The organism is Paenibacillus sp. J31R34 (assembly GCF_059383715.1).
Genome location: NZ_JBXENU010000001.1, coordinates 1,108,545 through 1,129,384, shown reverse-complemented (window position 1 = coordinate 1,129,384; position 20,840 = coordinate 1,108,545). Strand labels below are relative to the sequence as shown.

Here is a 20,840-nt window from a genome sequence, read left to right as displayed (position 1 = left end):
GAATATGGACAAGGCGTACAAATATTTGGTGCAGGGTGTTCAGGACAAAAAGATCGACAGGCAGGTAGCCATTGACTTGATTAAGCTGCTCGAAACAGAAGCAGTAACGGATGCCGGCGATATTGCGATTATCGGCATGGCTGCCAAACTCCCGTCTGCGAGCACGATAGAGGAATTTTGGGAAGTTGTCGAAAGCGGCGTTGATTGCATTACCGGCTTTCCAGACACGCGCAGCAGCGATATTAGCCGCTACCTTCGATTCAAGGGGGTGCCCGAGGAGGAAATCCGTTATAACAAAAGCGCTTATTTGCCGGAAATCGATAAATTTGATTATAAGTTTTTTAAGTTGTCCCCTCGTGAAGCAAGCTTGATGGACCCGTGCCAGAGAATGTTTCTGGAGACAAGCTGGCAGGCCGTTGAGGATGCGGGCTACGGAGGAAGCAGGCTGGAGGGCTCAAAGACAGGCGTGTTCGTCGGCTATGCCAGCAATTATAGGGACATGTACGCCAAGATGATTGAGGACATTGATCCCACTGCGCTTTCGATTGGTTTGGTCGGAAACTTGAACGCGGTCATCTCCGGCAGAATTTCTTATTTGCTCGATTTGAAGGGGACAAGCATGGTCATTGATACGGCTTGCTCCTCCTCGCTTGTTGCGATAGATTCGGCCTGCCAGGCGCTGCGCAGCCGTACTTGCGAAATGGCAATTGCTGGCGGCATCAACATTAATACGGTGCCGCTCAGCAAGGACTATATGCAGACCGGCATAGAATCGACCGACGGGGTGTCGCGGACGTTCGATAACCATTCGAACGGTTCTGGGGTAGGGGAAGGCATTGGCGCAATCGTTCTGAAGCCGCTAAAGGACGCCTTGAGAGATAAGGATGTCATCTATGCGGTCATTAAAGGGAGCGCCACCAATCAGGACGGAAGGTCCGCAGGACTGACCGCGCCAAACCCGCAAGCACAGACAGATGTTATTTTGCAGGCGTGGGAAAACGCCGGCATCGACCCGGAAACGATTGCTTATATTGAGACTCACGGCACCGGCACCAATTTGGGTGATCCGATTGAAATTCAAGGTATTCATTCGGCTTTCCGCAGGCATACGAGCAAAAAACAATTTTGCGCGGTCAGCTCCGTGAAAACGAATATTGGACATTTAAGCGAGGCTGCTGGCATCGTAAGCGTCATAAAAGCCGTGATGGCTTTGCGGACAAAGCAGCTGCCGCCTTCGATCCATTTTAACCATCCGAATCGGTCGATTCCGTTTGAAGACTCGCCGGTGTACGTAAGCGCAAAGCTGCGTGCTTGGGAAACGGATGGAGGACCGCGAAGATGCGGGGTAAGCGCCTTCGGCATCAGTGGAACGAACTGCCACGTTGTACTGGAGGAGGCTCCTGCACAAGCAGTCTCGGAGCAAAAGTCTGTGGCACCACGTTTGTTCACATTATCTGCCAAGTCGGAACAAGTACTGCTTGAATTAATTAGCCTCTATTCGGACTATTTGGCGCATAACGACCAGCTGAATTTAGATGAGGTTTGCTATACCGCAAATTCTGGCAGAGGCCATTACTCGCATCGGTTAGCGCTGCTTCCGTCAAGCATAGCGGATTTGCGGGACAAGCTCTTCAGTGCTCGTCTTGATGAAAGCGAAGGAACGATATATTACGGGGCTCACCGGCTCATTGATTCCTCTAAGGAGGCGCTTGAAGCAAACGACTTGAAGGTAAAGGAGCAGGAACGGCTAAGCGCAGAGGCGGCGGCTATAATAGCTGCTTACTGGGCTGAGCCGGATGCGCCGAGCAGCCTAATCGAGCAAGTAGCAGGGCTGTATGTCAAAGGCGCCGATGTGGATTGGGATTTGCTGGCTGGAGAAGTGAAGCCCTCAAAGGCAACGCTTCCTGCGTACCCTTTCGAGCGGAGCAGATGCTGGATCGATGCCCCGCTGCAGCAGCAAGTACAGTCCCTAGCAGAAGAAGAAGAGCGTGGTCTATTTTACGGGTTTAACTGGAGAGCCGAGCAGCTGTCAGAGGATGCGGAGCGCGCACAAATGGCCGATGTGCTCATTATCGAGGACGAATTCCGCCCACCGTTTGTGCAGGCGACGATCGACAAGCTGCGGGAGCAAGGGCGAAATGTCATCGTAGCTTCCCTTGGGAGTAGCTTTGAGAGGATGGAGGCTAACCACTATACGCTTACGAGCAGTGAAAGCGATTACGACAAGCTGATGGCTGACTTGCTGGGGCGTCCCGTTACCCATATTTTGCATATGTGCGGACTATCCGAGAGGCTTGCTGCCGAAACGCTGGAGCAACTGGAGCAAAGCCAGCAGTACGGGATATACAGCCTGCTCTATTTAACAAGATCGCTCATGAGGCACGACCCAAGGTCAAAACGGCAAATGCTGTTGTTTACGAAGCTGTTGCATGCGGCAACGGGGCAGGAAGCTGAATTAAGTCCTGAATGGGCAACGCTCGTTGGCTTAGGGAAGGTTATTCCACAGGAATTTGCGCAAATCGCATGCAAAGCGGTTGATATTGACGACTTCACGCAAGTGGAGGCCATCTGGCCGGAATTGGAGCATTTTACGAAGCAATATCACGTGTCTTACCGCGAAGGCTGTCGGTATACGGAGGAGTACGGCCCGATAGATCCGCTCAAGCTGGAGGAAGTTAGGACGGAAATTCGCGATACCGGGGTTTACCTCATAACGGGCGGTACCGGAGGCATTGGGCTTGAAAACGCCAAGTATTTGGCCTCCAAGACAAATGTGAATGTTGCCCTTGTGAACCGTTCCAAGCTTCCTCCGAAGGAGGAGTGGGAAGCCGTTATTGCAGGCGGCGAGGACGAGGATGCGATTCGTAAAATACAGAAGCTCCAGGAAATTGAAGCGCTGGGCGGCCGTATTACGCTCCATAGCGTAGATATAGCGGACTATGCAGCGATGGCGGCTCTCATCGACGGGCTAAGGGAAGAGTTTGGACGAATTAACGGCATTATTCACGGTGCTGGTATAGCTGGTGCGGGCTATTTGTTTAAGAAGGATTTGAACATCTTCAAAAACGTGCTGCAGCCGAAAGTGGCGGGAACCTGGATATTGGATAGGCTTACCCGGCAAGATCAGCTCGACTTCTTCATTATGCACTCATCGGGCGTTTCGATGCTTGGAGAAGCTGGGCAGGGGGACTACGTTTCAGGAAACGCATATTTGGATGCTTTTGCTGCCTACAGGAGAAAAGAGGAGCGCCATGCGCTGGCGTTAAACTGGGTTTCCTGGAAGGAGGCGGGCATGTCCGTCCGCTTTGGCATTAACGTCGATTCCTTCTATAAGGCGCTACCTACCGTGCAAGCCATTGAAAGCATGGATACGGCGCTGCAGCGGAATATGACGAGGGTGCTCATCGGAGAAATGAACGAAAGTCCAGAATATTTGTCCTTGCTGATGGCATTTCCATTTGATTTAACCGTAGAGCTGAATGATCGGGTCAGCCGCTTGTTAAACGGAAATTTCGAACAGGAAGGGCATAAGATCATCTCCAATGGAAATTATGATGCCGCTATGCTCGACCAAGGCAGGCTGATTATTTTACCGAAAGGCAACAGCCCCGTGAGCAACAGCTCCAAGCCTTCGAAAGCCGCGCTTCGGGGCAAGCAGGGAGACGGCTATAATGCGGTCGAGCAGGAGGTAGCCAATATTTTCAGCACCATTCTTGGCTATCCGGAAATCGACATCCATGATACTTTGTTCGAGCTCGGGGGGGACTCGCTGCTGCTGATGAGAATCCATAAATTGATTGAGACGGAGTATCCGGGCAAGGTGACGATCACCGACATGTTCGAATTCCCTTCCGTTCAGCGGCTGGCGCAGCATATTAACAAAGAAGAGCAAGAGCAGCCAGTGGCTGCAGCAGCCAGTGACGTTCGTCAGGAAGCAAGAGACATATTCGAGAAGCTTGCGGAAGGCAATATGAGTCTGGAAGAAGCCATTCACGTTATTGAAGATCTGTAGGAAAAGAGGAGAATCGTGCAGAACAATATTTTTACATTTATCGTGAATCAGACGACAAGCGGCAACATCGACAAGGAAACGGCTGTTGAGATGATTGCCATGCTGAAGCAGGGCGGAGCAAAGGTGCAGGATGACATCGCCATAATCGGGATGTCTGCCAGGCTGCCGGGAGCCCAGGATATCCATGAATACTGGAACAATATTGAAAATGGAATAGATACGGTCAAGCAAATTCCGCAAAACCGTAAAAATGACACCGACGACTATATCAAGTTCAAGCAGCTTGATCAGGATAAAATCATTTATCCAGAATATGGATATTTAGAGGATATTGACGGCTTTGACTATGAGTTTTTCCGCATGTCGCCAAGGGAAGCAAGCTTAACTGATCCGCATCAGCGTATTTTTCTGGAGCAGGCGTGGAAGGCAATTGAGGATGCCGGCTACGGTGGCGATAGACTGACAGGCAGTAAAACTGGCGTTTATCTCGGCTATACGCAAAGCCCGAAGGATCTGTATTGCAAAATGATTATGGATATTGATCCGACCTTGATACCGATTGCAACGGTGGGCAATATGCAGGCGATGGCGGCGACCCGCATCTCCTATTTGTTAAATTTGAAAGGGCCTGCACTTGTGGTAGATACGGCTTGCTCGTCGGCATTAGTAGCCATTGAGCTTGCCTGCCAAGCCATCAAGACAGGGCAATGCGATCAAGCTATCGCCGGCGGGATTAAGCTGAATATTATTCCAGTCGATGATGAAAACATTCGCATCGGCATTGAGTCGGGCGATTGGAGAACCCGGGCGTTTGACGATACGGCCGACGGCTCGGGCGTTGGCGAAGGTGCAGGCGCATTGCTGCTTAAGCCTCTCAAGAAGGCGCTTAAGGACGGAGATCATATTTATGCCGTCATTAAAGGCAACGCTGCCAATCATGACGGCCAGACAGCGGGAATAACCGTGCCGAATCCGGCATCACAAACCTCGGTCATCCAGCAGGCGTGGGAAGAATCGGGCATCGACCCGGAGACGCTTGATTATATTGAAACACACGGAACAGGTACGATTCTTGGTGATCCGATTGAAATTAGAGGCATTGAAGGCGCCTTTAAAAAATATACGAATAAAAAGCAGTTTTGCGCAATCAGCTCCGTCAAGACGAATATCGGACATTTAAGCGAGGCTGCAGGCATCGCGAGTATTGTCAAAATGGCGTTGTCGCTGAAATATAAGAAGCTGCCGCCAACGATCTATTTTCAAAAGCCGCATTCCTCTATCGCCTTCACGGATTCGCCTTTGTATGTCAATACGAAGCTTCGTGATTGGGAAACGGACGGGCATCCAAGACGAGGCGGAGTTAGCGGATTTGGCATGAGCGGCACGAACTGCCATCTTGTGCTGGAGGAAGCGCCAGAGCAAGCGAATGCAGAACCTTCGTCTGCGGGGCCAGAGGTATTTACGCTCTCGGCGAGAAGCAGCAAAGCGCTGCGGGAACTGCTGCAGCTGTACGATGAATATTTGCAGCAAAGCGGCGGTAATTTAGCGCTCTCTAATATATGCTTCACGGCCAATACTGGTCGCAGTACCTACGCATACCGCCTTGCGCTAATGGCTGCTGATTTGGACGATTTGCATGTGAAAATCCGTGCTTGCTTGGAAGCTGATCTGGAGTCTTTTACGGCCCCATGGGCCTTCTATGGATTCCACCGTGTAGCCCGTGCCAACGCAGCGCCGAAACCAGGTGAAATCGATGAACAGGAGAAGCGCCATCTTGGCGGTGAGGCAGCGCAGCATTTAGAGAGCTGGATTGCATCTGGAAAATTGGATGAGCAGTCGCTTCACTCGCTTTGCTCCACTTATGCAAGCGGCGGCGATGTCAACTGGACCGAGCTTTATGAGGGAGAACGGAGACTGCGCGTCAGCCTGCCGACCTATGCGCTGCAAAATGCGCGCTGCTGGCTGGAGTTTCCCGAGCTGGAAGCGTCAGAGGAAACGAAGGAGGATGGTCTTTACTTCGCGCCTGTATGGACGGAAGAGGAGCGTTCTGCCAAATCCGGAGAAGCTTTGACTGGGGCTGTCCTACTCATTGGTGGAACAGGCGACAGCAAGCAAATGGCTGAAGCCCTAGAGGCAGCGTATGCAGGGGATCAGAGGGATACGATTAAGGTTTCGCTAGGCGAGGAATACATCCAGCATCATTCTGGCGCTTATACCATCCGCAACACGCAAGGCGATTATATTAGGCTTTTCGAAGACATTGGAGCGGGGTCACTTCAGCAAATTGTCCATATGCTCAATTTGGATAGCAGCGGGCCAATCGACAGCGTAGAGCAGTTGGATGAGAGTCAAAAACGAGGACTATACAGCCTCTTCTATCTGTATAAGGCTTGGCTGCATACAAACGGAAAGCAGCAGCTTGACGTTGTTCTCCTAACAGATAGTGCCCAAGAAGTGAGCGGTGTGGAGACGCTCATTCGTCCGGAACACGCGACCGCTATTGGCTTCGGCAAGGTTGTGAGCAAGGAGCATCCGCAGTTCAACGTTCGAAGCATTGATAAGGATCAGGAAACAGATGCGGGGCAGCTGAAGGAAGAGATTATGCATGGCGCAGGTTCGTCGCCTTATGCTGTCGCTTTCCGCGCGGGCGGCCGTTACATCGAGCAATTTGCTCAAATGGAGCTTGATCGCATGAATGATGAGCCTGTAGCGATTAAGGAGCAGGGCGTTTATCTCATTACGGGGGGAACGGGAGGAATCGGCCTTGAGGTTGCCAAGTCGCTAGCCGCACGTGCAGCTTCTGTCAATCTGGTCCTCGTAAACCGGTCGGCGATGCCTGATCGGAAGCAATGGGATGCGATTGCACAGATAGGAACGGATCTGCCATCGATTCACAAGATTAACGCCATTCGCGAGTTGGAAGCAGCTGGAGCACAGATTAAGCTGTGTCAGGCAAACATTTCCGATGAGTCGGAGCTTAGAGCGATGCTTTCGGAAGTTCGCAGCGAGTATGGAAAAATTGACGGTATCGTTCACGGCGCGGGCGTCGCCATCGACCAGCTGCTGAAGGACAAGCAGGAAAACGTCATACGCGAGGTGCTCCTGTCTAAAGTGAATGGAACGTGGCTGCTTAATAAATGTACGGAGGAGGATCAACTTGATTTCTTCGTCATGTTCTCATCCGTGGCCACCATTTATTACGGTTCGACCCAAAGCGATTATGTAGCGGCTAATGCTTATATGGATTCATTTACTCATTATCGAAGCAGGCAGGGCAAGAAGTCGCTGACGATTAACTGGACAACCTGGAAGGAAACCGGAATGGCGAAAAATAGCGGCGTTGCGGTAAGTACCATATTCCAAACGTTGCCAACATCGAGCGGTATTGAAGGGTTTACTGCCTTGCTGAACAAGCAAAGCCGCAGAGCGCTAATCGGCAGCTTCAACTACGACCGGCTGGGCATTATATTGCTTGAGAAAGCGACGGTTAGACTGTCAGAGCCGCTGCAGAGCAGACTGGATTATTATAAGCAGCAGCTTGCCAGCTCCGGCTCCAGCGTGAATAAGACTGCGAAGCCGAAGGCGGCAGCAAAGAACGGCGAGGTGCAGCTGACCGGCCGTGATGGAGCAGCCTATAACGAAACCGAGAAGACGATTGCCGCGGTTTGCCAAAATGCGCTCGGTTATGCCGAAATCGACATTAACGACAACTTTTTCGAGCTTGGTGCCGACTCGATATTGCTGATGCGTATCCACGCTGAACTGGATAAGCGCTATACAGGCTTATTAACGGTTGCGGATATGTTTGAGCATACGACGATTTCCAAGCTGGCGGAATATATCGTAGAACAGGATGCTGAGAGCAGCATGCCTCAGCAGACGATCGCTGCGCGTGAAGCCTTGTCAACGGATAGCGATATTGCCGTAATCGGCATGTCTTTCCAGTTCCCTAAGGCGAGCACGAACGAGGAATTCTGGGGAGCGCTGCAAGCTGGCGTCGATAACGGCAGCGGCTATCCAGATGTACGAAGAAAGGATATGGAAAAATACGTTGCCTTCAAGGGCTGGCCGCTCAATGCGGTCGACTACGAGCAGGGCAGTTATTTGGACGAAATAGACAAGTTCGACTATCGCTTTTTCCGAATGTCACCGAAGGAAGCGAGCACGACTGACCCGAACCATCGTCTGTTTTTGCAGACGGCATGGCATGCCATTGAAGATGCGGGCTACGGAGGCAAAAAGATCTACGGCACGAAAACAGGGGTTTACCTAGGCTTTGCTTCCAATATGGTCTATTTCCATCGCTTCATTAGCGAGGTTGAGCCGCAGTCGGAAGGTGCTTCGCTAGTCGGCAATACCGCTTCGGTAGCAACAGGCCGGGTATCCTATCTGTTTGATTTAAAGGGCCCGAGCGTCGTTATCGATACAGCCTGTTCTTCCTCCTTGACCTCCGTGCATTTGGCCTGCAAATCGATACGCATGGGCGACTGTGAAATGGCGATTGCCGGCGGGGTACGGCTGAATATGATGCCTATATTCCGCAAAGGCTCGCCAAGAGGCATCGGCATGGAGTCGGGTGACGGCAAAACAAGGGCGTTTGATGAGCTCTCCGAAGGCACGGGAACAGGCGAAGGGGTAGGAGCGATTCTGCTCAAGCCGCTTCAGAAGGCGATCGAGGATCGGGACAATATTTATGCTGTCATCAAGGGAAGCGCATCGAATCAAGATGGAAGCTCCGCTGGCTTGACCGCACCAAACCCAGCTGCTCAAGAGGAAGTCATTATTCAGGCATGGGAAGATGCCGCTATTGATCCTGAGACAGTTACGTACATTGAAACGCATGGGACGGGCACCCAACTAGGAGATCCGATTGAAATTCAGGGTATTGGGCGCGCATTTAAACGCTATACCCAGAAGAAACAATTTTGCGCGGTCGGATCATCAAAAACGAATTTGACGCATTTATCGGAGGCTGCGGGCATCGCGGGCGTCATTAAAGCGGTTTTGACGCTCAAAAACAAGGAGCTACCGCCAAACCTTTATTTTAACCGCCCAAACCGAAAAATCGACTTTATGAACTCACCAGTATACGTCAATGCAACCCGTAAATTATGGGAGACGGAAGGCCATCCGCGCAGATGCGGTGTGAGCGGCTTCGGCATGAGCGGAACGAACTGCCATGTCGTTATGGAAGAGTATTTGGGAGCTGAAACCCTACTTCTGCATGGCGAGGAGAGGCTTAGCCTCCGTCCGCAGCTGTTTACACTCTCCGCACTGACGGAAACTGCGCTTCGACGCCTAGTCAGCCAATATAAATCGCAGCGTTTTGGCGACGGTTCAGCTGCTGCCTTCCGCAATGCTTGTTATACTGCCAACACTGGGCGTGGCCACTACGCGCACAGGCTGATTCTTATCGTTAACGATGTGGAGGATTTCAACCGGAAGCTTAGTGAGGTGGACGAATACGGGTTCGACAACCTAAAACAGCCTTGGTTGTACTATGGCTACCACAAAATCGTATCGGAAACGAAAGCGAAAAAATCCGAGGGCGAAATTTCGGAAAGCCAGCGGATAAGCATGACGAAGCAGTTCGGACAATTAGTCGACGATTATGTAGATGGGGAACGCTCTGATGCTAGCAGCCTGTCGCAAATTTGTGAGCTTTATGTACAAGGTGTAGAAACCGATTGGGAACCATTCTACTTCGGTGAAGAGCTGCACCGGATCAGCCTCCCGACCTATCCGTTCGAACGTGAACGCTGCTGGGTTGAGATTCCCGAATACGAGCAAGCTGTGACAGAAGTAACGGCTGGCGGCTTGTATTACGGGGGACAGTGGGTAAGGCAGGAGCAGCTAATGGCCGAGCAGACTACACAGGCTGGACCTGTTCTCATCTTTATGGACGAGAAGGGCTTAGGACAATCTCTCGCTGATGAGTGGAACCGAAGAGGAACCGAGACCGTTCAAGTTTATTTGCGAAAGCAGTATGCCAAGCTGGATGATGGCAGCTATCACGTAAGTGGTACGGTGGAAGATTATGTGTTGCTGCTGAGGGATAATAAGGGCAGAACCTGGAGCAAAATGATCCACCTGTTCAGCATCGTGCCGGAAGGCATGGCGGTAGACTGGAACGGCTTTAATGAGACGCAGTATAGAGGCGTCTACAGCCTGTTTTACTTATCCAAAGCGGTAGCCCAGGTGGGGTTAAGCGCTGTAACCGATACGGTTATTATATCGGATCATGTAGATGTTGTAAGCGGCCGCGAATCCCGTGTCAATCCATGGAATGCACCGCTCCTGGCACTTGGAAAATCCGCAAGGCAAGAGCTGCCGAGCATGCTGTGCCGTGCTATTGATATTGATGAAGCGACGAGTTTGGAGACGGTCATGCGCGAAATATTGGCAGCACCGTCGTATTATATGGTCGCTTTCCGCGACAATGAGCGGTATGCCGAAATTTTCAAAGAATACCGCGTACAAGAAGCAAACGAGCAGCCGATCGAAGTTAGGGAAGAAGGGATATATCTCATTACGGGCGGCACAGGCGGCATGGGAATCGAGACGGCCAGATATTTGGCAGCGAGAAAGCAAGTCAATATTGCGCTCATTAACCGTACGCCTTTGCCAGACAAAGGGACATGGGATGATATTATCGACCGCAACAGCAGAACCGACCGGAAGGCTATTCAGAGAATGAAAGCCGTTCGCGAGATTGAAGCAATGGGTGCTCATGTCGAATGCTACAGTCTCGATATCGCCAATTTACAACAAATGGAAGAGTTGGTTGGCGGGCTGCGAGAACGTTTTGGACGCATTAACGGTATCGTCCATGGCGCCGGTGTAGGCGGCGATGGCTTCCTTTATTTGAAGGAAGAGCACGTGTTCAACGAGGTTGTTCATCCGAAGGTGTTTGGAACATGGATTCTCGACAAGCTGACCGAGCAGGATCGACCAGATTTCTTCCTGATGTTCTCCTCCATGAGCTCGCGTTTTGCAGTGCCAGGGCAGGGAGATTACTGCGCAGCTAATACGTTTTTGGATGCATTTGCCAAACACAAAACGTTGAATCAGCAAAAAGCGCTGTCCATCAACTGGGTCGCCTGGAAGGAAACCGGCATGGCCGTAGAGTTTGGCGTCAATGCAGACGGAGCCTTCAAGGCGCTGCCTACAGCAGTGGCCATGCGCGGTCTGGACGAAGCTTTGAACCGGAGCGTATCGAACGTTCTTATCGGGGAGCTCAACTACGGCTCGGATCTGCTGTGGGAGCTTGGTCTCGTTCCGCAGCTGCTGGATGCGCCGATAGACGCTGCTATAACGGGGTCCCAGAAGCGCTGGGAGGCAAGGCAGCTGGCTTCGCAAAGACGTTTCGAAGGAGAAATCAAGCTTACGGGAAAAGACGGGGAATACACCGATCTGGAAACGAAGCTGGCGGAAATCTACTGCGAGGTACTTGGCTTTAATGAAATCGATATGGACGATAATTTCTTCGAGCTTGGCGGCGACTCGATTTTACTTGGCAGAGTTCATGCTTCTTTGGAAAAGCATTATCCGGGCAAGATTAGATTGCTGGATTTGTTCGAATACACCTCCGTCAGCAAGCTGCAGCAGTACATGCGGGAGGATGAAGAGGAGCAGGATGCAGCAGGCACAGAAGCTCTGGAACATCTTGCGTATGACCGCGAAGTGTCGCAAGTATTGCAGCAGGTAAGTGCTGGCGCCAGCTTGGAGGAGGATACGAAGCGGTTAATGGAGGAACTGGACAAGGGTACGCTCTCCATTGAACAGGCGATTGACCAGTTGACGAAGACCGGACAAGACAGCAGCGAAGCAAGGAAAAAGTAATTGGCGCAGCAACTTTGGACGCCCGGAGGGTAAAAGGCTATGGATAAGCTGTACCACTATATTCTCAAGAGAGCTACCGAAGGAAAAATCGAAAAAGAAGATGCGATTCGCATGGTCACACTGCTTAGGCAGGCACAGGCAGAGCAAGAGGATAACCGCAAGGAGGACATCGCCATTATCGGGATGGCCTCCCATATAGCGGGAACCGACTCCTCAGAGGAGTTCTGGCGGCAAATCGCCTCCGGCGTTGATTTAATAGGCGCCTTTCCGCAAGAGAGAAGCGCAGACATTGACGGCTATCTGACCAACATGCTGGATGAAATGGGCTGGGAATTAAAATATTCCCCTGGTGCTTATATGCACGATATCGCTTCCTTCGATTATGGCTTTTTCCGCATAACGCCGAATGAGGCTGCACTGATGGATCCGTCCCAGCGTATATTTTTGCAAACGGCCTGGGAAGCCATTGAGGATGCGGGTTATGGCGGGAATAAGCTTGTAGGAAGTCATACCGGCGTATACGTGGGCTACTCCAGCAGCTCAAGCTATCATTCCATGATACTGGAAACCGAGCCAGAATCAGCGGCAACCGCATTGACAGGCAACATTGCCGCCATGCTTCCGACGAGAATTTCCTACATGCTTGATTTGAAGGGGCCGACGCTTATTTTGGATACGGCCTGCTCCTCCTCATCGGTTGCCATTCATCTAGCCAGCAAGGCCATTCATAATGGCGACTGCAAAATGGCGATTGCGGGCGGTATCAGGCTCAATCTTCTGCCTATCGACAACTCCGGCCTGAAGCTGGGTGTTGAGGCGGTGGATGGACGGACGCGGACGTTTGACGCAGAAGCCGAGGGCGCTGGCTGGGGAGAAGGCAGTGCTGCTGTTTTGCTAAAGCCGCTAAGCCAGGCTGTAAAGGATGGGGACCGAATTTACGCAGTTATTAAGGGCAGCGCCATTAATCAGGATGGCACTTCAATCGGCATAACCGCTCCCAATTCGGCTGCCCAAGCCGAGGTTCTGCTTAAAGCGTGGAAGGACGCTGGCATTGATCCCGAGACGCTTTCCTACATTGAAGTGCATGGCACAGCCACGAGGCTTGGCGATCCGCTCGAAATTGAAGGGCTGTATAGGGCCTTCAAAAAGCATACGAACCGGAAGCAGTTTTGCGCAGTCAGCACGGTTAAGACAAACGTAGGCCACTTGTACGAATGCGCCGGCATTGCCGGCGTTATCAAGGGCGCTTTGTCGTTAAAGCATCGCAAAATACCGGCTACAGCCCATTTCAACCGTCCGAATGGGGCGATTAGCTTTAGTGATTCACCGGTCTACGTCAACACCCAATTGCGGGAGTGGGAAGCTGCCGAGCATCCGCGCAGATGCGGCATCAGCGCCTTTGGCCTGAGCGGAACCAATTGCCATATCGTTCTGGAGGAGTATGTTCCACCGCAGCAGCCGGAGCAGGCCGAGGATGTCTACGCTGGGATGCCCCATATCCTTGCGATATCGGCCAAAAGCATGGCGCCGCTGCTTGGAATTGTAGCTCGCTACGAGCAGTTCTTAAACCGGGAGGCACAAATCCCGCTTCGGGATTTATGCTATACGGCTAGCACCGGCAGAGGCCATTATGCGCACCGCATTGCCATCATTTTCGAGAATGCCGCTGACTTAAGGCGCAAAATTGCTCTTATGGCGAGCAATGCCCTTGAAGAAAGCATTCACAATGATATGCACTACGGCAGACACAAGGTCGTCTCGGGAAATAAGCAGGTATTGGCTGAAAATGAAATTAAGAAACCGCAGCATGCGGAACTGACACGCACCGCCTCCGAGAAGGTTCGGCAGTTCATCGGCACTGGCAAAACGGATACGCAGCTGCTTCAAGATATTGGCAGCCTGTATGTCCGCGGTGCGGATGTCAATTGGGAGGAGCTGTATCAGGGCGAAGCCCATCGCAAAACGTATGCGCCAACCTACGCCTTTGAGAAACAGCGGTGCTGGCTAGAGCTTAATATGCCGCAGCGGAGCGGCAAAGACGGGACTGAAGATACGCTGCTCTACGCCATGCAGTGGCGCAAGTGCAGCAGAATCCCCGTGCCTTCCGTCATTGAAGGAGCAGCCGTCATATTTATGGATCAGGCGGGAGTCGGACAGTCAGTAGCAGCATCTTTGCGGGAAAGCGGCAGGGTGGTTATCGAGGTGGAGCTTGCGGAGGACGATGTGCCCTTTGGCTGCACGGCCAGCTCAAGCGCCGAAGGCTACCGAATTGACGGAACAAAGGCAAGCTATGTCCAGCTTATGCAGGCATTGAAGGATGAGCCGTTTGGCCAAATCATTCACCTGTTAGCGCTGAACACACAGGACGTCAGCGATACGCTGGAGATGCTGAAGCGGCGGCAGACAAGCGGTGCCTATAGCCTGTTTTATTTAACAAAAGCGCTGGCACAGGCGGAAATCCAGCAGCCAATTGCGCTGCATATCCTCACTAGTAATGCTGTAGAGGCTACAGGTGCTGAGAAGCTGCTTATACCCGATCATGCTCCTATATACGGCATGGGCAAGGTTATCGCCAAGGAGCTGCCCGATGTTGCCTGCAAATTTATCGATATAGAGGAATCTGCGGTGCACGAACAGCTTATGGGGGAGCTTCAGGCAATTGATGTGTATGGAGTTGCGCTTCGAAATGGCGACAGATACACCGAAATATTTGCCGAGCTGCCGAGCGAGCAGTCGGAAACTAGCCAAGGCTTGAACTTGCAGGAGCAAGGAGTATACCTGATTACCGGTGGACTAGGCGGCATTGGGCTGGAAATGGCGAAATGGTTTGCAGCTCAGAGCAAGGTCAATTTAGCTTTAATTAGCCGAACTCCGCTGCCGCCGCGCGCGGAATGGCAGGCTGTTCTTGAGGGCAGCAGCGCTTCGGACAAGCTGAGAAAGCGGCTTCTTACGGTGAAGGAGCTGGAGCTGCTGGGAGCGACGGTAGAATGCATCGGTGCCGATGCAGCCGATTATGGAGCTATGGAGCAGGTTATCGCTGATTTGAAAAGCAAATATGGGCAAATACGGGGTATTGTGCACGGTGCAGGCGTCTCAAATGACGGGCCGCTTGCTGACAGAGGCGATGATATGTTCGAGGCCATCTATGCACCGAAGGTGTACGGTACTTGGGTGCTCGATAAGCTTACGCAAGATCAGCAGTTAGATTTTTTCATTATGTTCTCGTCGGTCGCGACCATATTCAGCGCCTTTGGGCAAGGGGATTATGCGGCGGCTAACGCCTATTTGGATGCTTATGCGCCTTATCGTCAAAGAAGAGGCGGACGTACGATTACGGTAAACTGGACGACGTGGAAGGAAACCGGAATGGCCTTTGACGGCGGACACGTATTCGATACGATTTTCAAGACGCTGTCGACCGAGAAAGGGCTTGAAGGATTTGCAAAACTGCTCAAGAGCGGTGTGAGCAGAGCGTTAGTTGGGCAAATCCACTATGACGGGGCAGGAGCGATGCTGCTTGAGCGCTCCGGTGTAGCTTGCTCCGATTCGATTCGGAAGCGGATTGCGGCGAAGAAAGACAGCAAACGCAAGCCAAGCGGCCACAGTGGACAAAAAAAGGAACGCAGTGCGGACGGTGTCGTCCTGCTTGGCCGGGAGGCTGGCAGCTACTCGGAGCTCGAGCAGAAGCTTGCCTTATGCTGCAAGCTTGTCCTCGGCTATGAGGAGATTGACATCTATGACAACTTCTTTGAAATGGGCGCGGATTCACTCGTATTAATGAAGCTCCAAGGCGAGATCGAGACGCACACGTTCGAATCGGTGTCCATCAGCGATTTATTCGAACATACGACCATCGTTCAACTGGCGGAGCACTTGCAAAAGCAAACCGCCAGCCTTGGACCTGTCCGCTCCGGCCAGTATCCTCCTATGCAGAAGGCGGGTGCAAAGCCGTATTATCCAGCTTCCCACGCCCAGAAGCGCATGTTCCTTGGCTTTAAACGGGAACCGCAGCTGACAAGCGCCAATCAGTTTAGAGTTTCAGTGCTGAACATCCGGGTGGAGCCTGAGCGGATGGAGCTGGCTGTACGCCGCATGATTGACAGGCATGAGGTGCTGCGAACAGCCGTTACGAGCATGGAAGGGGAAATTGTCCAAGTGATCAGCGGACAAGTCCCATTTGAGATGGGTTATTGGGAAGCAGGAGAGGCCGAGGCTAAAGACATTATTAATCGGTTTAAGCAGCCGTTTAATTTGAATGAACCGCCGTTTTTCCGGCTGGGCCTTGTGAAGGTAGAGGAGGCAAAATATTACCTGCTGTACGATGCCCACCACATTATTACGGATGGCGTATCGATGGAAATATTCATGAGGGAGCTTGTGCAGCTGTACAAGGGCGAAACGCCGCCTGCCCTGCCTTATCAATACAAGGACTATGTGGAGTGGCAGCTCGCGTTCGCGCAGACGGAGCAAATGAAGCGCCAGCAGCATTACTGGGAAGAGACGTTTGCGGGCGAAATCCCCGTGCTGCGCCTGCCGACAGATCAGCCAAGACCCGAGCATTTTGTTTTTGAAGGCGGTTTAGTGATGAGCTTGGCTGACCGCGAACTGACGGAGAAGCTGAAACAGCTGGCAAGCTTATCAGGAACGACGATGTATATGCTGCTGCTCGCCGCTTATGCCGTGCTGCTGTCCAAATATTCTGCGCAAGACGACCTTGTCATCGGATCACCGGTTACAGGACGGCCAAAGCGGGAAATGGACAAAATTCTCGGCATGTTTATCAATATGATGGCGATGCGGGTTAATCCCCGCAAGGAGCTGACTTTCTTAAGCTGCCTGGAGCATATTAAAGCAAGCGCTATACAGGCTTTCGACAATCAGGATTACCCGCTGGACGAGCTGATTCAGCAGTTGAACGTGAAGAGAAGCGCGAACCGCCACCCGCTGTTCGATACGGTATTTATTTATCAAAATGTGGCTGTTGATGAAAGAGCGATTGGCCATTCTATCGATGAGATTTACAATCTGACCGATTATGAACTGACGCTGGAGGCGATGGAGCAGGGCGGAATGCTTCGACTTCGGCTGGAGTACAATTCGCGGCTTTATTATATGCAAACAGCGGAGCGGATGTTGGAGGATTACATGAGCATTCTTGATGCGATCGCTAAGAAGCCCGATATCCTTTTGCAAAATATTGAATTGTCCAGCAGCAAAACCGATGTGCCGTTATATGAGGATGATGAGGAAATCTCCTTTAATTTATAGGCGCCTGTGCCATCAAGCATGTAGAAAAGAAGGGAGGGAATGAATATGGATTCCTATTCGGAAAATATGCTGCTCTCGAGTGGCAAGTGGCAGGAGGAACGGGAGTATTGGCTCAGCAAGCTCGATCCTTCAGCTGAGCCGACTGCCTTTGAGGGCGATCTGAAAGATGCTGGCTTGCGTCAGGGAGCGGTCGATTTAATTAAGGGCCCGATTCCGCCTGCTTTGACTGAAAGGCTGCTGTCCGTTTGCAGGAACTCCCAGCAAGGCCTGTATGCATTTTTGCTGTCAGGTGCGCTCTATATGCTTCATCGATATTCAGGTGAGCAGATCGTGACTGCCGGAATGCCATCCGGACAACAAACGGCAGAAAGCACGGCTCCCAACCGGTTGATCGCCCTGCAGGTTCCTATTGATGAAGCGTTGTCTTTCAAGGAATATTTACAGCGCGTTGGCCAAACGGTGCAGGAGGCGAGGAAGTACAGGCACATTCCTTTTCCAGCTATCATCAGGCTGCTTAAGCAGGACCCTGAAGCCGTTGTCCATGCTTTTAAAACAGTCGTTGCGCTGAATACGCTGCATGCACCCATATACATGCAGGACTCGAAAGCATCGGTTACCTTTTATTTCATAAATGAAGGCAATCGCCTTCATTTGGAGCTGCTTTATGAACGTTCCATGTATTCGCAGCGATACATGGAACGGCTTTTCAACCACTTTGTGAGCTTTCTCGGCGAGGTGCTTCACAGTACCGATAGGCTGCTGAACCAGATAAGCATGCTTACACAGGAGGAAATGGACGCGCTTGATCGGTTTAATCTGGCGCCTGTACCTTATCCAAAGGATAAAACGGTGCATGAGCTCTTTGACAGTCAGGCCCTCCATACGGCAGATTGGACCGCCTTGCGTTTTGACGGGAATGAGCTTTCTTACGGGGAGCTTAAAGATCGCTCGGACCGGCTAGCTTGCCTGCTTCGCAGCAAGGGGATTGGCAGGCAGCGGGTTGCCGCTGTCATGACGAATCGCTCTTTGGAAATGATGGTTGCTATTTTGGCGGTGCTCAAGGCTGGGGGTGCCTATCTGCCCATTGACCCAACTTATCCGCCGGACCGGATCAAGCATATGCTGGCCGACAGCGGTGCGGGCGTACTGCTTACACAGGATGGACTAATCAGCCATGTTGATTTTCAAGGGGAAACCGTAAATCTCGACGACAGACGGATATATGGACAATTCGATCCTCTGCTGTCTAATGTGAACGACCCGGAGGATGCTGCTTACTTAATTTATACATCGGGCTCTACTGGCCTGCCGAAAGGTGTGCTGGTTCCGCACAAGGCAGTCGTTAATTTTATTACGGGCATTACAACCCGAATTCCTGCCTTCACCGGAGGAAAAACAATTGCTGCCGTTACAACGCTTTGCTTCGATATATTCGTGCTGGAGACGCTCCTGCCGCTGACACAAGGTCTGGTTGTCGTCATTGCGGGCGAAGAGGAGCAGCAAAATCCAGCCTTACTCCAGCGGTGGCTGACGCATAATCGGATCGAGCTGCTGCAGGCGACGCCTTCCCGGATTCAACTGCTGCTGAATGATAACGGGGCGGAAGCAGGCATGGATCAAATAACGACGCTTATGGTAGGCGGGGAAGCTTTCCCGGATGAGCTGCTTCACCAGCTTCGAGAAAGGTGCAGAGGGACAAGTATTTACAATATGTATGGTCCAACAGAGACGACGGTGTGGTCCTCTGTCAAGGATGTGACGAGTGCGAGCAGCATTACGCTGGGGGCACCCATCGCCAATACGCAAATGTATATTGTTGATTCGCTTCTGCGCTTGCTGCCGGAAGGCGTGGCTGGGGAGCTGTGCATCGCCGGAGATGGCGTAGCTATCGGCTACTGGAACCGGGAGGAGCTGACTGCCGATAGATTCGTTCCGTGCCCTTATGGAAACGGAAGCGGCGGGAAAATGTACCGGACAGGCGATCTGGCAAGGCGGCTGCCTGGCGGGGACATCGAATTTCTGGGGCGTATCGATCATCAGGTCAAAATCAGGGGCTTTAGAGTTGAGCTGGGCGAGATAGAGTCTGCACTTTTGAGCATGGAGCAGATTAAAGCCGCCGTTTGCATGGCGCAGGTGGACAGCGTGGGGAGCCCCATTCTTTGCGCCTACTACGTATCCTCGGCCGTTCTGCTCGCGGATGTCATAAGAAGCGCAATAGCTTCCCGGCTTCCCGATTATATGCTGCCTTCGTTCTATATTCCGCTGAGTGAGCTTCCGTATACGCCAAACGGAAAAATAGACCGAAAGCAGCTGCCCAGTCCTTATGAAGCGGTCAGTGGATTATTCATCGGCGAGCCGCCGGCAGATGAACAGGAGGAGAAGCTGCTGCTCATTTGGAAGGCTGTGCTGGAGCTAGAGACGATTGGCGTAACCGACGATTTCTTTAATGTCGGCGGACATTCGCTCAAAGCATTGAAGCTGGAGGTCGAACTGGAGAAAGCGGGATTCTCCTTTGAAAGCGAGGATATTTACCGTTACCCGACAATTAGGGGTTTTCTGAGGAGGATGAACGGTGAAGCAGCAGCGCCTTTTGCTCAAAGGAGCCAAACGGCAGCTGGATCTGATACATTCGCTAGTGCAGCAATGATGACGCTGAGGCATGATGAGCGTATCAAACCGTTTAACGATTTATTTTACAAGGAATGTTTCTATCATTCGCTGTTTCCGATTCTATCCTACTACCAGCAAAGTCTGCTGCCTATTCTAGCAAATGATACGGTCATCTATCGCTATGACGAGGACACGGTCCACTTTCAGGTAGATTATGCAGCGGCAAAGCCATTAGAGCAGCTTTTGCTTGGAATGGGCATAGGGATGGAAACGAGAGAGGTCGGCCATTCCGTAATCGAGGAACTCAAACGAGCGGTTCTCAGCCATAAGCCGGTCATTGTGCGAATTGACTGCTATTACGCCTCAGACCGGACGGAAACGTACCAGAAGAGGCATTGGCCGCATTCATGGCTCGTATTCGGCTTTGATGACAGCACGCAGAGGTTCGGCGTTATTGAGCATGACCATATCGAAAGGCTGACCTATGAGAAGAGATGGGTGAGCTACGAGGATACGCTGCAGGGGCATCTTGGTTTTATGGACCATTTTGGCAGCGAAACACCTGTTTATTATGAATTTTCAGCTGTCACTTCTGATGGTGTAGGGTCTGCACCTGATAGCTTGCTAGAAACGACTGCTTCCGCCGCTGCACATAGGCAGCAGCTTCTGGATGGAAGCCTGCATGCGCTGTGCAGATTTCTGGAAAAGGTTAAACATGCTTTGCAGGCTGGGCAGCTGATTAAAGATTATGGCGAAAGCTTGCTTGATACGCTTAATCAAATGGTAAATGCCAAGCTCGTGGACCAATATCGTTATGAGCAATTAGCCGGTGGGTATTTGGAGCTTCAGAGCGCGGTTGTGAATAGCCTGGAGGCTTGGAAGCAAATCCGGTCCCTAGTGGCCAAAGCGGTTTTTTCCACCAAATTAAGCGCACAGGCTGCGATTGAACTGAACGTGCAGCTCGACGCGGCACTTGCTCTGGAGCGGGAATACGCGGCAAAGCTCGTAGTCATGCATCCCCAGACCCTTGAGCTGGAAGGCAGCCAATCGACTTACTAGGCAGCATTTTGCTAGCAAGCGGACTGGGGGCGGGAGCTGGCCTATCAAA

Annotated in this window: 4 protein-coding genes; all 4 read left to right on the top strand. The window is 51.9% G+C overall.

Translation table 11 applies throughout. From position 1 onward, the window contains the following. Window positions 1-4: 4 nt before the first annotated feature. The 4 genes from AC50YG_RS04715 to AC50YG_RS04700 are packed head-to-tail and all read left to right on the top strand — an operon-like array spanning window position 5 to window position 20,791. On the top strand, window positions 5-4,012 hold the full coding sequence (locus tag AC50YG_RS04715) for an SDR family NAD(P)-dependent oxidoreductase (protein ID WP_494825039.1): 4,008 nt from the start codon (window positions 5-7) through the stop codon (window positions 4,010-4,012). Between the two features lie 15 nt (window positions 4,013-4,027). Then, entirely contained in the window at window positions 4,028-11,854 is a 7,827-nt protein-coding gene (locus AC50YG_RS04710; protein ID WP_494825038.1) for an SDR family NAD(P)-dependent oxidoreductase, read from the top strand. A gap of 39 nt (window positions 11,855-11,893) precedes the next feature. Then, the gene (locus AC50YG_RS04705; protein WP_494825036.1) at window positions 11,894-17,122 is read left to right on the top strand and encodes an SDR family NAD(P)-dependent oxidoreductase; all 5,229 of its coding nucleotides are present in this window, start codon (window positions 11,894-11,896) and stop codon (window positions 17,120-17,122) included. Between the two features lie 45 nt (window positions 17,123-17,167). Further along, the gene (locus AC50YG_RS04700) at window positions 17,168-20,791 is read left to right on the top strand and encodes a non-ribosomal peptide synthetase (protein ID WP_494825034.1); all 3,624 of its coding nucleotides are present in this window, start codon (window positions 17,168-17,170) and stop codon (window positions 20,789-20,791) included. Window positions 20,792-20,840: the final 49 nt, after the last annotated feature.